Below are 16004 nucleotides of genomic sequence, written 5' to 3'. Positions count from 1 at the left end.
GCTCTAAAGAGCGCTTTTTTTATGCCTTATTCAAACGATTCAGGGGACCTTCGGGTCCCTTGTTTATTAATCCTCAATTTCTTTTTCCACATCTTCAAGCTGATCCACTGATAGATCAGGACCTGAAAACTGTCCCGGAAGTATTTGCTTTTTCAACGGATTTTTGTTGGCTTCTACATAGCTCTGACGATTTCGGAACGTATCCAGAGCCATATAAACGGCTTCCCGCAAACTTTCTTCACTGGCTTCTCCTTTTCCAGCCAGGTCAAATGCCGTTCCGTGCGCCGGACTTGTTCTTATTATGTTTAATCCGGCAGTATAATTAACGCCATGCTCCATACTCAGAACCTTAAAAGGTATCAATCCCTGATCATGATACATCGCCAGTACAGCGTCGTACTTATATTCACGTTTTGCCCCGAAGAAACCATCAGCAGGAAATGGTCCGAACACCAACATTCCTTCCTCACGCATTCTGTTCAGCAACGGTTCGATCAACTCCTTTTCCTCTTCGCCGATTACACCATTATCCCCTGCGTGTGGATTAAGGCCCATAACAGCTATGCGTGGTTTTCTTATATTGAAGTCTGTTATGAGTGACTGGTTGAGTATTCGAAGTTTATTCTCTATCAGTTCTGCCGTAATGCTGCTTTTTACATCGCCTAACGGAATATGGCCTGTAACCACTGCAACTTTAAGATTATCACTCACCATCAGCATTAATGCTTCACCTTCAAAGTTACTTTCGAGATATTCTGTATGTCCGGGAAATTCAAAACCGGCTTTGGTAATACTCTCCTTGTTTATGGGTGCGGTAACAAGTACATCTATCAATCCTTCCTGCAAATCTTTAACAGCAGCATTGAGTGCATCAAATGAAGCTTTACCGGCCTCCGTTGTCAGTTGTCCAAGTTCTACTTTTATATCATCACTCACACAATTAATGATATTTGCTCTGCCATCTCTGGCATCACGCGTGTGATTAATGTTATTAAAGTTTATATTCTCAGATTCCGTTGCCTTTTTGTGATATGCCATAATCTTAGGCGAACCATAGATTATTGGAGTGCATAATTCAAACAGACGGTTATCACTTAAAAGTTTTATGATGACCTCGTATCCTATGCCGTTTATATCACCATGCGTTATTCCGACAACTATTTTATCATTCTTCATTTTCTTTTGTTTGAGTTCCCTGTGGTTTTTCTTCATCAGCCATCTTTACAGTATACAGAAGCGATTCCAGTTCGCGCAATGTATTGCGTTTATTCTGTTCCGGGGCATACAGAAATACCTCAACTGTTACAATCCTGTTAGAAGGTTCATCTATTCTCGTTTGGCTCACAAATGGTCCGCCCATCATGTCATTAACTGTTTCCCAAATCCCCCTTAGTTCTGCTACATACTTTCCATGATCCATAAACTGTGTAAGTACAGGTGGATAGAACATACCGGTAGACATATATGATCCGGGTCTTGAACCGGGAATATTTGCTCTCATGACAGAATCGCGTGTAGCAACCAGATTTTTCTCAGAAAGTTGATTTTGCGATTTATAATCATAACTGTAAATGGCAATGTACTTCATATAGTCATTGCTTTTTGCAAGCATCCACACAAAATTATCCTGAAAACTGTATCGTGTAAAATCGTTTGGTATTAACATATCAACGCCAATAGTGTCTTTGACCTTTTGCATTAACTCTTTATTACTGAACTTACGGTAATTCGCAAGAAATCTCTCTCTTTCACCCTGATACATAAAAGATACCATCTTCATCCCTTCCTTTTCAACCACAGGCTTAAGATCACTGACTGAAGGAAGCTGTAATTTAATAAAGCGTTGTGTTTTGGAAAACAGATCTTTTTGATAGATAACTTTGGGTTGAGAATAAGTCTTACTTACATCTACATCAATAATACTGCGTGCTGTCTGAAGGATCCTTATGAAATTCTGATGGTCGGTATGTGATATATCAAACAATGTCTCTTCCCAGGGCAAACCAACGATATCCTGTTGAAACAGATTTTTAAGGGTATCTCCACCTGGAGAATTCCAGACATTCTGATCAATCACAATAAGCAGATCACCCGCACGGCCACCTGGCGTTGGCAGTGTAACCGATGTATTTTTACAAGAAAATAACAACAGTAGTGATAAGATTCCGGCAAATGTTTTCAGATATTTCATTTTTTTAATTTTTTGTTTTGTTACGCCTTAAAACAAAAACTTCTGCACTCTTGTAACCTCTTCTATTCCCCATAAATTTTAAGCTTCTGTATTTGATATAATTTAGGATACTTAAAGTTTATGCTCATTTCTTGGTCATCAACATTTGGTTGAGTGATTGAGTTCCTTTTTACAAAACTAACAAAAAACAAAAAATATTGCTTTGAGAATCAATTAATTGTTTTCAATCCAATAAAAAGGATTTAAAATCACTGAACTTTGATGACAGAGACACCGTCTGCTTCTCGCCCTTCATAAACTCCTGAAGCTTTTCAGGTATGTCAACAGCTTCAGATACGATGCTTTCAACAGTATCAAGAAACTTTGCAGGGTGCGCTGTTTCAATAAAAAAACCTGTTTCACCGTTCTTCAAACCTTCCTTTAAAGCTCTGAAACCAGTTGCACCATGGGGATCAAGCAAATAATCATACTCTTGCCAAACAGTTTTTACAGTTTCCCGTATTTCGTCATCAGTATATGTAAAAGCCGAAATATTCTCTTTAATTTCATCATACGATGATCCATACAGATCAAGCACGCGGGCAAAGTTACTTGGATCACCCACATCCATGGCATTGGCTATGGTAGCCACAGATGATTTGGGTTCATATTTACCTGATTTAAGATAATTATAGAAAATATCATTTTTATTGTTGGCAGCAATGAACCTAGACAAAGGCAATCCCATTTTCTGTCCGAACAATCCAGCTGTTATATTGCCAAAATTACCACTTGGCACACTACAAACAATATGATCAGATATACCAAGCTTTTTTAATTGTGCCACCCCCCAGAAATAGTAAAAGGATTGAGGAAGAAAACGTGCCACATTAATTGAATTGGCTGACGTTAATGTTAGTTTTACAGTAATTTCTTCATCCAGAAATGCCTCTTTCACTAACCGCTGACAATCATCAAAGGTTCCATCTATTTCAATGGCTGTTATATTTTGCCCCAGTGTAGTAAACTGTTTTTCCTGTATTTCACTAACCAGTCCTTTAGGATAGAGCACAAACACATTAATTCCTTCAACACCCAAAAATCCGTTTGCTACTGCACTTCCAGTATCACCCGAAGTAGCTACCAGCACATTTACTTCACCTTCGCCTTCCTTTTTGATAAAATGCGATAATAACCTTGCCATAAACCGGGCACCAACATCTTTGAATGCCAGCGTGGGCCCATGAAACAGCTCCAGTGAGTAAATATTGTCCGTGACTTTTACCAGGGGAATATCAAACTGCATGGTATCGTAAACCAAGGCTTTCAATATATCGCGGTCGATATCTTCACCAAAGAATTTATCGGCTACTCTGTATGAAATTTCCTGTAAAGACAAATCTGTCATCGCATCAAAAAATGCAGGATCGAATGTATTAATCCGTTCCGGCATGTACAACCCCTTGTCTGGAGCCAGACCTTTGGTTACGGCTGTTTGAAGTGTTGCCTCGGGAGCATTATGATTGGTACTGTAATACTTCATTTTACGATTTTAAAAACAGTTTCATAAATTCATTTCCGGATAATTCACCAATTACACCACTCTTGCAGGCATCCTCATCATATTGTGTAACACTGTCAGGTTCAAGTCCGGGCTTATAAATCACAAAAGGAATAGCCTCTCTGGTATGTGTTTTTATTTTCCATGGCGTCGGGTGATCCGGAAGAATAGCGATGGCAACTTCTTCATCCCATCTTTGCGTCTCTTCCCAAATAGTTTTTACCACTCTATAATCAAGGTACTCTATCGTTTTGGTCTTCAATTTATAATCCCCTTCATGGCCTGCTTCATCGCTGGCTTCGATATGAAGATATACAAAATCGTGGCGTTTTAATGCATCAAGTGCTGCCTGAGCTTTGCCTTCATAGTTGGTATTGTAAAGTCCGGTGGCGCCTTCAACCATAATCACTTCCATACCGGCATACACACCAATTCCACGGATCAGGTCCACTGCAGAAATAACCGCCGAGCTGTTTACGCCGTACAATTCCTTCATGGTTTTCATGGCTGGCCGGAATCCGGGAGACCATGGCCAGATTGAATTTGCCGGATCCTTACCGGCAGCTTTCCTTGCGACATTTACAGGATGGTTTTCCATTAGTTCCTGCGATTTCAGGATCATGGAACGGATAAGTTCTGCTGTCTCTTGTCCATCTTCATTTGCTGCTTCGGGCAATACATCTTCAAAAGGGGTTCCCGGCACATCGTGTGGCGGTGTACATTTAACCGCTTTACTGCCATTTTTAATCACCATCAGATGACGATAACTCACACCGGAATATATGGTTACTCCCTGGGGACATAAATTTTCATTCAGGTAAGCCACCAATTCTGCAGCTTCCTTATCACTGATATGACCTGCAGAATGGTTTTTCAAAATATCACCTTCTACACAAATTAGGTTACACCGTAATGCCAGGTCTCCATCTTTTAGTTCAACACCCATGCTGGCAGCTTCCAATGAACCGCGGCCTTCGAAAACCTCAGCCACATTATACCCCATTACTGAAAGGTTTGCGATTTCACTTCCCGGATGAAACTCATCAGGTACGGTGTGAAGCATTCCACTTTGTCCATTTTTCGCTACCAAATCAATCCAGGGCTTCCCGGCCACCATCAGCGGAGTTTTATTATCAAGCTCCGGCTCCCGTTGGTCAGCCATCCCATCTCCTAAAATGACAATATATTTCATTTAATCTATTTTCAGTATCATGTATCAAGTATCGGGAATCAAGACAAATTACAAGTTACGGGTTACCGGGTTACTTGTGACTGACTCATAACTCTTTTACTTTCTACTTTTCGCTTATAACTTACTACTAATTAACTTATTACACCTAAGGATTCGCAATACTAATGATATCCGCAAACACGCCTGCTGCGGTAACACTTGCTCCTGCTCCATACCCTTTAATCATCATCGGGTATTCATTATAACGTTCGGTGGTTATCAGTATAATATTATTACTCCCCTCAAGATCATAAAATGGATGTTTACTACCTACTTCCTTAAGTTCTACACTGCATGAACCATTCTCCATAGTGGCCACGTAGCGCCATTTTTTGCTTTCACCGTCGAGCACCTTGCGTTTTTCTTCAAATTCACCATCCAGTTCACTGACCTTACTCCAGAACTCATCCAGTGTTCCATCAAAACAATTCTGAGGAATAAAAGGTTTCATCTGAACATCATTCTGCTCAACTTTATAGCCTGCTTCGCGCGACAGAATAACCAGTTTCCGGATCACATCCACCCCACTCAGGTCAATTCTCGGATCCGGTTCGGAATACCCGGCCTGCTTAGCCATTAAGATAGCTTTACTCAATGGAATATCAGAACTTAATGTATTGAAAATGAAATTTAGTGTACCGGAAAGAACTGCTTCGAGTTTAATAATCTTATCACCACTTTTCATTAACGCATTCATGGTATTTATGATCGGAAGTCCAGCCCCAACATTGGTTTCAAATAAAAACTTCACACCACGTCTTTGTGCTATGGATTTTAATTCCTTATAGTTATCATAAGCAGAAGATGCTGCAACTTTATTGGCGGTAACTACATGCACGTTGTGCTTCAACAGATCGTTGTACAATTTAGCCACTGCATCACTTGCTGTACAATCCACAAAAACCGAATTGAACATATTCAGATCAATAATTGACTTCTGATATTCAACCAAATTACTGACTTTAGCTGATTCATCCAGTAGCTTTTTGTAATCAGATATTTCTATGCCATCACGATCCAGCACATATTTCTTTGAATTGGAAATACCAACCAGTCTGATTCTGAGTTGGTGTTCCTCCTTAAGCTTTTGCTGCTGTTTGGCAAGTTGCTGCAACAGGTCACTTCCAACAGTTCCCACACCAACCATGAACAGGTTCAACTCTATGTATTCAGACAAGAAGAACGATTCATGTATAACATTCAATGCCTTGCGCAGACTTTCCAGCTTAATAACAAATGAAATATTCAACTCAGACGCTCCCTGTGCACAGGCAATTACATTGATACCATTTTTTCCTAAAGTCTGAAACAACTTACCTGCTATACCTGGCGTATGCTTCATATTCTCACCGACAATAGCAATTGTGGCTAAGTCCTTTTCTATGATAATATGGTTGATATCACCAAATTCAAATTCCTTGGCAAACTCCATGCGTATGGCCCGTTCTGCTTTTTCTGCATCGGCGTTTTTTATAGCGAAAGAGGTTGAATTTTCCGACGAAGCCTGGGAAACCAGGAAGACACTAATGTTGGCTTTGGCCAGAGCTTCAAACAAGCGGTGATTGATGCCGATAACGCCAACCATACCAATACCCTGAATGGTAATAAGACAGGTATCGTTAATAGATGAAATACCTTTAATAGCTTTACCGGAATCCCTTTCTTTACTTATCAGTGTTCCAACAACCTCAGGATTTATAGTATTTTTAATCTTAACCGGAATCTCTTTTAAAAGAACCGGATATATAGTTGGCGGATAAATAACCTTAGCACCAAAATGTGACAACTCCATGGCCTCTGAGTAACTCAGCTTTTCAATGGGATAAGCATTTTTAATCACTTTGGGATCAGCTGTCATAAAACCATCCACATCAGTCCATATTTCAAGCATATCTGCTTCCAGTGCGGCAGCAATGATAGCAGCAGTATAATCTGAGCCTCCACGCCCCAGAGTAGTAATTTCACCTTTTGTATTACTGGCTATAAATCCCGGCACCACAGACAGCTGAGGCATCGCTGTAAATGCAGCACTGATCAGCTCATCTGTAATTTCAAAATCCACCACATTTTTACCGAACGAGGCCCGTGTCTTAATAAACCTGCGTGCATCTTTATTAGGGACTCCACCTAAAACACTAGCCAGAATGATTGAAGACATCCTTTCGCCATATGATACGATGATATCAGATGTGCGATCAGAAAGTTCCTGAATCAGGTAAACTCCGGTATAAATATTTTTGAGTTCATCCAGTAATTTATCAATCTGATTTTTCACGTCCTGATGAAGTCCGTTGGACAGCAACTCATCAATAATAATCTGGTGACGTGTATGAAGTTTTTCAAAGAATTCCAGATATTTCTCATCACCTTTCTGTGCATAAGCTGCTGTTTCAAGGAGCAAGTCTGTTACTCCGCCAATAGCAGATACTACAACTACAATCTTTTCCGTACGGGCTTCAACAATTTTTTTAACCCGCAATATATTTTCAGCAGATCCTACAGAAGTACCGCCAAATTTTAAAACTCGCATATTATTTGAAAATTGGAAATTAATAAGACCATTAAAGAACACGTTGTATACACACAATTATATCATTTACCCCCCCAGGGGGTTGTTGTCATTGTTGTTGTATTTAACATAGCGTGCATCATGTCTTACTTATACAGAAAGTATTTTCGGCTGCAATATTAACCATTTTTATTCAAACAATAAAACTTTCACCTTTCATTTTAGTGAGGGTTTCGTAGTTTAATAAGGGTTTGAATTCATTTTTATCAAGGGTTTCGCCTGAAGCTACTCCCCAGTAGTAAATACTGCTATTGTTAAAATTTGAAATATAAGGTAACTTTACAACTCTTTTTCTTTAGTTGAATTAAGGTCATTTGATATGTATAAATACTAATAAATACCATGAAAAAACACGTATTTCTTACTTGCATTTTATTCTTAACAGTTTCTGCTTTTTCGCAGGATATAAGCGGAACATGGAATGGTTTATTAAAGGTACAGGGCATGCAACTCAGGCTTGTGTTCCACATCAGTAAAACAGATCAGGGACTTGATGCCAAAATGGACAGTCCTGATCAGAGTGCATTTGGTATCCCCGTATCAAAAATTGAGTATGACGAACCGGAGCTGACAATAGAGGTTTCTAACATTGCATTAAAGTATACAGGAACGTACATGACCGATTCCATTGTAGGTACATTCACACAAATGGGGCAATCCATTCCTCTCGTTCTCAGGCATGAAGAAGTTAAAAAAGAAATGGTCAAAAGACCTCAGGATCCTGTTCCACCCTATCCGTACAAGGAAAAAGAGGTGACCTTTGAAAATAAAAAGGACAACATAACCCTCGCCGGAACATTAACCCTACCCTCTGCCGAAGGGAAATATCCTGCAGTGATCCTGATCACCGGAAGTGGTCCTCAGGACAGAAACGAAGAAATCTTCGGGCATAAGCCCTTCCTTATTATAGCCGATTATCTTACGAGGCATGGCATTGCAGTATTGCGTTACGACGATCGCGGCGTTGGCAAATCAACAGGTGATTTTCAAGCTGCTACAAGCAACGATTTTGTTAAAGATGTGGAAAGTGCCCTTGATTTTCTCAAAACACAAACGAATATCGATTCCAAAAAAATTGGTTTGGTTGGTCACAGTGAAGGCGGACTTATAGCTCCAATTGTAGCAGTTCACAGACCCGACGTGGACTTTATTGTACTTCTTGCAGGTCCGGGTCTGCGTGGAGATAAAATCCTGCTGGAACAACAGAAATTAATAGGTAAAGTTTCAGGTATGAGTGATAATGATATAGCTGCTCAGCAAAGTAATAACAAAAAAATCTTCGATTTAATTCTCAATGCCAGGGATACAACGGGACTAAAAAATCAAATCAGAGCAATTATTTCCGATGCAGTGAATAAAAACGCCGATATGACCGTACCTCCCGGAATGGATAAAGCAAATTTTATAAAGATGCAAACAGATGCCATTACCACCCCGTGGATGCTGAATTTTATTAAATACAATCCTGCTCCTACCCTTGAAAAAGTTAAATGTCCTGTTCTGGCTCTGAACGGTGAAAATGATCTTCAGGTTCCGCCAAAAGATAACCTGTCTGCAATAGAGTCGGCTTTAAAAAAAGTTGGCAATAAAAATGTTACAGTAAAAGAGTTGCCCGGTTTAAACCACTTATTTCAACACTCTGAAACCGGCAATCCTACTGATTACGGGAAAATAGAAGAAACCTTTTCACCGGCAGCATTGGAGATTATGACTAACTGGATAAAAGAACAAACTAACTAACCAATTTTTATGAGATTTAAATTTTTAACAGCAGTTTTACTTATTGCAACTATGTCGGTTACTACACGGTCACAACAACGTATCGAAACCGTACTTCAGTCAGAATGGAAATTCCATAAAGGAGAAGCAGTTGATGCCTATAAAATCAACTTTGATGACAGCAATTGGGAGACTGTTTCTGTTCCTCACGATTGGGCCATAGCAGGTCCGTTCATCAAGGACGGAAACGGTAGTACCGGTAAGTTACCATGGAAAGATGAAGGATGGTACCGGAAAAAACTGAACCTTACTGAAAATTATAGTGGAAAGCAGATTTACCTGGTATGTGATGGTATTATGGCATTCCCAAAGATTTATGTCAATGGAAAATTTGCGGGGCAATGGGATTACGGTTACAATTCCTTTTATCTGAACATTACAGATTTCTTAAAAACCGGTTCGGAAAATATACTCGCAATCCATGCTGACACACGAAATCATGACAGCCGATGGTATCCCGGTGGCGGAATTTTCAGAAAAATAACATTGGTAGCAGTGAATCCGGTTCACGTTGATACATGGGGAACCCAAATTACAACTCCGGTTATTAAACCAAATTACGCGGATGTACGCATTGGAACAATCATTCGAAATGCATCAACCGCCGGTTCTGAAGTTACCGTTAAACACAGCATTATGAATCCTGAAAAAGAGTTGGTCGCAGAAAAATCCGTTAAAGGAAATATTGCTTCGGGCTTAGCACAAAGGCTGGAAACCACTCTAACCCTGAACGAACCGCAAAAGTGGGATGTGGCTCACCCCAATATTTATACCGTGATTACCAGGGTTTACAGAAATAATGAGCTGATGGATACCTACAAATCCACGTTTGGGGTAAGAGAAATGCGATTTACAGCAGACAATGGTTTTTATCTTAACAATTGCAGGATTCAGCTTAAAGGAGCGAATCTGCACTCGGATCTTGGCCCTTTAGGAATGGCATTTAATAAACGTGCGATGGAACGGCAGTTACAGATTATGCAGAGTATGGGATGTAATGCCATTAGAACCAGCCATAATGTGCCCGCACCTGAATTGCTTGAGCTTTGTGACAGCATGGGCTTGCTGGTCTATAATGAGGCATTCGATAAATACGACCGCAAAGCAGATATCACTGACACCACAGATTTTGATGCTTTTGCAAAACGAAATATTGGAAATTTTGTAAAACGGGACCGCAATCATCCAAGTATTTTTATCTGGAGTGTCGGCAACGAAATGCACGATGTACAAACCAACAGTAATAACGGACTGTGGCGGCTGCATACCATGGTAAATTATGTGCATAAATATGACCCCACCCGTCCTGTAACCATGGCATGCGATATGACGGGTCAGGCTGCAAACCGTCATTTCGACTTTTACGATGTGCATTCATGGAACTATCAACGCAGATATGAGCTTGCCAGACAACTGGAACCAGAAAAAGCTGTTATCGTTTCAGAATCTGCATCTACATTAAGCACCAGAGGATTCTATGAATTTCCGCTACCGAAAAAACCAGATGATTTTACAAACTCGCTGCAGGTTTCATCTTACGATCTGAATGCGCCTTACTGGGCAGAGATTCCGGATGATGACTTTAAATGGCAGCAGGAAGAACCATACGTAGCCGGAGAGTTTGTCTGGACCGGCTTTGATTATATTGGTGAACCAACACCTTACGATAACCGCTGGGTAAAAGAACATGGCATGACCGATGAAAATGCATCGCGTAGTTCATATTTTGGCATTGTGGATTTATGCGGTATTCCCAAGGATCGCTATTACCTGTACAAAAGTTACTGGAAACCTGACGAAACAACAATTCATATTCTTCCACACTGGAACTGGGAAGGTCGTGAAGGTGAAATTACACCGGTATTTGTTTACACAAACGGGGACTGTGCCGAACTGTTCCTGAACGGCAAATCACTTGGCAAAAGATGTAAAAATCCGAGGGCAGGTAAATCCGTCGACCGCTTCCGTTTGATGTGGGACAAGGTAAAATATGAACCCGGCGAATTGAAAGCTGTGGCTTACTTACATGGGAAAAAAATTGGGGAACAGATATTAACAACAACAGGCAATCCGGTTAAACTGAGAATATCACCTGATAGAAAAGTCATCAAAGCTGATGGTTCAGATCTGTCATTTATTCTTTTAGAAGCGGTGGATAAAGAAGGGAATGTATATCCGCTTGCTGACAATAAAATTAGCATATCAATCAAAGGTGAGGGAAAAATTGCAGGCGTCGGAAACGGCAATCCCCAATCGTATAACGGCTTTCAGTCCACCTCTGTAAACCTTTTTTACGGTAAAGCCATGTTAATTGTTCAAGCAGGTATTGATCCGGGAAAAATTACTTTAGAAGCGACCTCGGACGGGTTTAAGAAAGCTGTAACAACCCTTGAGACGAAGTAACGCTTTTACAATATTCATATCATAGGCAGTATCTTAAAATTAAAGGGTACTGCCTATGTTTTTTATAAATCATAAGTAGATGTGTTTCTCTGTAAATTTAATCAAGCTGTAAGCTACTCTTCAGGTCATGAACAAATTGTGCTTTTTCTTTTGGAAATTTAAAGTTATCATCCACTATCTTTCCGTCGGAATTAATCAGAATATACCGGGGTGCGCCTGATAAGGAAAAGTTCTTTTTAAAAAACGCAGTCTGATCAGAATTTAGCAAATAATTACGATCAAGCAGATCAAACTCGTTGGATACAAATTTCCAATCTTTTTCACTTGAATTAAAACATAAATAAACAAATACCACATTAGCTTCCGATTCCACTTCTTTTTTAAAGGCATTAATTGCTTTGAAGCCTGTTCTGCACGCGCCACAACCCGTGAACCAGAAGTCAAGAATTATGTTTTTCCCTTTATCCGTATTAATGATTGATTTTAATAGAACTTCCCCGCTTTCACCGGATTGCCATTGGTTCACAGGAAATGCAGTAAGTGCTTTCTCTTTTCCCTGAAAATCATTAATATGACCGGTAAGCATGTCCAGATATGGAATATAATCAATCTTATCTTTAACCAAAGTATAAACATACTCAACATTATCTGTTTGACGGTAATCTAAAACTTTGGCAACCAAATTTGAACAAACAATATCTCTAAATCTTCCAGGTGACATACTCAATACATTATTTGCCATAATTTTATATGCAGTTTTATCCTGTAGTTTTAGCTTTTCATTATTGTTAAGAGATTCATTTTCACTAATATATTTTTTGTTTTGCAGATGTGCTTCTTTATAGGCATTTCTAAAATCATACAATAGTTCACTTACCGATAGTGTATAAAAGAAATATAATCCTGATAGTGCTGCCAATGTATCATTCATGTTCACTTCCGCTTTAAACTTGCTCACAAAATTATCGAAGGCTCTCTTTTCTGAATTCTTATCGCCCAGATTATGATATTTGAGATTACATTTGAGTAATTCCATAATATTATCCAGATAAGAAGTCTTGTCATACCAGATTTTAAATATTTCGGTACAATATGGCTTTTCTGAATATTGCTGTAGATAATCCAGTTCGTTATTTCTTACTGTTTCTCTGTACAGTTTGTATTCATTAAAAGGTTTTCCATACTGACGGTTATTTTCCCTTGCATTGTTTAATTTACACCTGGTATTATAGGTTTCCTGCATGTCATAACATACATCAGAATGGCCTCCCTGATAATTCGTGTTTTCCTCACCGTCGGGATCAAAATAAAGCATGATGCTATCACCCGGTGAAACAAACAGATTATGAAGCTCATTCTTAAACTTATACATAATATCCTGTGCTGACAATAATTCCATTCTCAATGCAAACCTACCCAAACTATCAATTTTAGCATACTCTGAGTTTTCCTTAGTTAATACATAATTATTATAAGTAAACTCAATTACTGGATTTTCCGTTTTATACTTCTCATAGTTTTTTATAAAACCTAAAATAGTAACCGAACCAGGTTGTAGAGTAAATGGCAGATTTCGGGCAATTCTTCCCGATCTGTCATTACTTGTTTTACAAATTCTGCTTGCATTATTATCTTTGAATTGAAATGCATTATCCGAAATTTTGCTGACAACCAAATTCTTTTGCGTATTATTATTCACCAGAACAAGCTTAATGAACTTTTTTTTGTCAACTACTTTTTTAATTTCCCAGAATTTACAATCACTAATAACAAAATCCTCCTGAATGGAATAAACCCAGAAATCATCAGCATTTATATCAAAATAATTCCCATGGATACTTTCAGGTATCTTTACTGTTTTTCCTGAAGGACTACAACTAACGGAAGTAATAAAAAGAATGACAAAAAGAATTAAAATTTTTTTCACGGTATTTATAACGTAATTAGTAATCTGTTATAAAGGTAATTAAAAAATGTATACGTCAAATACATCGGCAAATATCAACAGGCTTCGAATAGTACAAACACTGTCCCATGAGCTTATAGAATAATATTTAGATAGAAAAATCCTCCTAATTTTTCACCAGCTTACCCGATGATATGGATTCACCGTTTACTTTTAATGAAAATATAAACAGGTTTGGACCTGAACCCGTTACATCTTCATTCAGGTTAATCTGGTGAGTACCGGAATTACAGGTAACAATCCTGTGATATATTTCCATTCCGGTTATGGTTTGAATCCTTAACTCAACTTCAGCTTTTTCATGCAGCGTAAACTGAAACGTAACATTATCTTTGAATGGATTCGGAAATATTCTCAACCCCGTTGAAGTCAACCCGTAATTTGATGTGGCAATCATATCAATCTGGTTATCCATCCATACCAGTCGTTCCGTGATCCAGTTCTTCAGGAAATCCACCTCATTAGTATAACTATGTCCGATGTAATAATTCGGCCATATATAGATATCAAGGACATCAAACCGGGTGAAGTTACGTTGCTGGGCATCCTGTAACAGAAATGCACATGAATCGATATAACTCAGAATAGACTCATTGCTGAACGCACTTCTTCGCAGTTCATTCCAACGCTTTTTCAGTTGGGCTTCAAACCATGGATCTTCACGTAACCTGTCCCACCAGAAAGGAATAGCCAAACCATCCCATTCACTCACACCATCCGATACCCAACCACTTATGTTGCCCCCCTGGTAATAATCTGCATTACCGAAAGCCAGGTTAAAATCCCATAAAGGCCCCATGGTTAACCGTCCATTTTTACTCTCCTTATCCTTGTAAAGATAAGTACTTAAGCGGTAACCATCCACATTGCGCCCCAGTTCATTTATGAGGTAGAAATCAATATACGACGTTACATCAATAAAGGGACGGTAACCGGTAACTGGATCTTTAAATCCTCCGCCTTTTAGAGCATTTTCAAAACTGGTAACATAATTACGTATGTAATCCCGCTGAACCTGTGGCATGTTCTCATATTCCGGATAAACATAACTAAACGGAATATCGAAGTGACCACTTCTGTCTTTATATGGAGAGGTCCACGCACCAAAATCAGGCCGGTCAATTTTAAGAATATAACCTCCGGTCACTTCATCACCCGTTATTTCATCCGGGTTCAATGTCGCAATATTTACCCGGTCATTATCCTTTTTAACCTTTTCAGTTAACTGATAAACACCGCGATAATCGTTGTTAATATAGAGTTCGCAAAAACGCGTACGTGGTGACCATCGTCCGGTTTCATTGCCCAGATGATATGCCACCGCATTCCGAATCAACGATTTATCAGAATAGGGTCCGTGTAAAACCCAGTCATTTTCTTTGGGTAATCCTAAAAGATTCACATTTAAATTAGTACCTGAATCTGTTCTTGTTTCTAATGTATAATTCTTTTTTTCAAAGGACTGGGACGATGATCCCCTGATCTCTATACCAATATATCCATCATATTCAAAGTCTGTATCTGTAATACTATTGGTTCCATCCGGATCATTTAAGACTTTCATCAGGGCTGTAATCTTGGGTTCATCTTTTATGGATTGTCCCTGTGTATCAATCAGGATTAGCGGCAGGTTACTTTCCTCTCCACTCTCCGGTGGTGTAAACCATGAAGGAACAGTCTGGTACAATCCTGAAACACCATTGAGGCCTGCCGTCAAAAAAACTCTCCCACTCATATCGCTTGACCCAAGGCTAACGTTAATTATTTGTATTGCAAGTGTATTTGTACCGGTCACCAGAACAGAAGTACCTATGAGATAACGTTCAGGCTGCTGCCCCTGGTACATCAATGCTTCATGATCGAATGTTAGGGATGAATTGAAAACCGGACTGGGATCCGTAAGATTCGATGATCTGGCTATTTCGGTTCCGTTGAGATAACAAACAAATGCATCATCATAATCTATATCCAGAACCAATTGATTAATAACCGAAACATCGCTAACCGTAAATGTTTTCCTGATATAAACAGAATTTATGTTGCTGAGAATTGTGAGGTCATCGTTATCACCATAGCCAAAACCTCCTGAACCGTATTTCCATGATGTATCATCAAAACCCGTCTTGTACCAGTCAGCAGATGGTTCAGAAGTTGCCGGAAGATATTTCCATGTATCTCCTTCAATAACGATCGATTCCCATTTGGTTTGTGAATAAAGGAAAGGCGTTAAAACTAAAAACCAAATAATGAGGTAGCGCATTGGCACAAATTTTACGCATATTAGCGTAATTCTTTGTGATTTGCAAAAGTATTTGTCATACCTGC

At 39.1% G+C, this 16004-nt stretch carries 9 protein-coding genes; 2 read left to right on the top strand and 7 right to left on the bottom strand.

The genetic code is table 11. The annotated features are described in order from the left end of the window. Window positions 1–66: 66 nt before the first annotated feature. The 5 genes from pdxA to thrA form a co-directional block, all read right to left on the bottom strand. Window positions 67–1176, bottom strand: coding sequence for a 4-hydroxythreonine-4-phosphate dehydrogenase PdxA (gene pdxA / locus ACE1ET_RS10460; RefSeq protein WP_375728347.1), 1110 nt, complete (start codon window positions 1174–1176; stop codon window positions 67–69). Beyond that, window positions 1166–2191, bottom strand: a complete 1026-nt coding sequence (locus ACE1ET_RS10455) for a DUF4837 family protein (RefSeq protein ID WP_375728346.1) — start codon at window positions 2189–2191, stop codon at window positions 1166–1168. The genes pdxA and ACE1ET_RS10455 overlap by 11 nt, the downstream gene beginning before the upstream one ends. A 223-nt stretch (window positions 2192–2414) precedes the next feature. Beyond that, a complete protein-coding gene (gene thrC / locus ACE1ET_RS10450) occupies window positions 2415–3713 on the bottom strand; it encodes a threonine synthase (RefSeq protein WP_375728345.1) in 1299 nt (432 codons plus the stop codon). A 1-nt stretch (window position 3714) separates the two neighbouring features. Further along, the gene (locus ACE1ET_RS10445; RefSeq protein WP_375728344.1) at window positions 3715–4923 is read right to left on the bottom strand and encodes a cofactor-independent phosphoglycerate mutase; all 1209 of its coding nucleotides are present in this window, start codon (window positions 4921–4923) and stop codon (window positions 3715–3717) included. Between the two features lie 145 nt (window positions 4924–5068). Further along, the gene (gene thrA, locus ACE1ET_RS10440; RefSeq protein WP_375728343.1) at window positions 5069–7492 is read right to left on the bottom strand and encodes a bifunctional aspartate kinase/homoserine dehydrogenase I; all 2424 of its coding nucleotides are present in this window, start codon (window positions 7490–7492) and stop codon (window positions 5069–5071) included. A gap of 381 nt (window positions 7493–7873) precedes the next feature. On the opposite strand from thrA, the gene ACE1ET_RS10435 reads away from it, so the two are divergent. Beyond that, window positions 7874–9271, top strand: a complete 1398-nt coding sequence (locus ACE1ET_RS10435) for an alpha/beta hydrolase family protein (RefSeq protein ID WP_375728342.1) — start codon at window positions 7874–7876, stop codon at window positions 9269–9271. Between the two features lie 9 nt (window positions 9272–9280). Continuing rightward, window positions 9281–11713, top strand: a complete 2433-nt coding sequence (locus ACE1ET_RS10430) for a glycoside hydrolase family 2 TIM barrel-domain containing protein (RefSeq protein ID WP_375728341.1) — start codon at window positions 9281–9283, stop codon at window positions 11711–11713. A gap of 97 nt (window positions 11714–11810) precedes the next feature. Here the strand turns inward: ACE1ET_RS10430 and ACE1ET_RS10425 are convergent, their stop codons facing one another. Both ACE1ET_RS10425 and ACE1ET_RS10420 read right to left on the bottom strand, forming a co-directional pair. Continuing rightward, window positions 11811–13640: a TlpA family protein disulfide reductase gene (locus ACE1ET_RS10425; RefSeq protein ID WP_375728340.1), complete on the bottom strand. Its 1830-nt coding sequence runs from the start codon at window positions 13638–13640 to the stop codon at window positions 11811–11813. Between the two features lie 145 nt (window positions 13641–13785). Beyond that, window positions 13786–15939: a CotH kinase family protein gene (locus tag ACE1ET_RS10420; RefSeq protein WP_375728339.1), complete on the bottom strand. Its 2154-nt coding sequence runs from the start codon at window positions 15937–15939 to the stop codon at window positions 13786–13788. Between the last annotated feature and the right edge of the window lie 65 nt (window positions 15940–16004).

The organism is Quyinboa mangrovi, from assembly GCF_042219825.1.
GTDB lineage: Bacteria > Bacteroidota > Bacteroidia > Bacteroidales > UBA5342 > JBHJHP01.
Note: the sequence above shows the minus strand (reverse complement) of the source record. Positions and strands in the feature narration are given on the sequence as shown.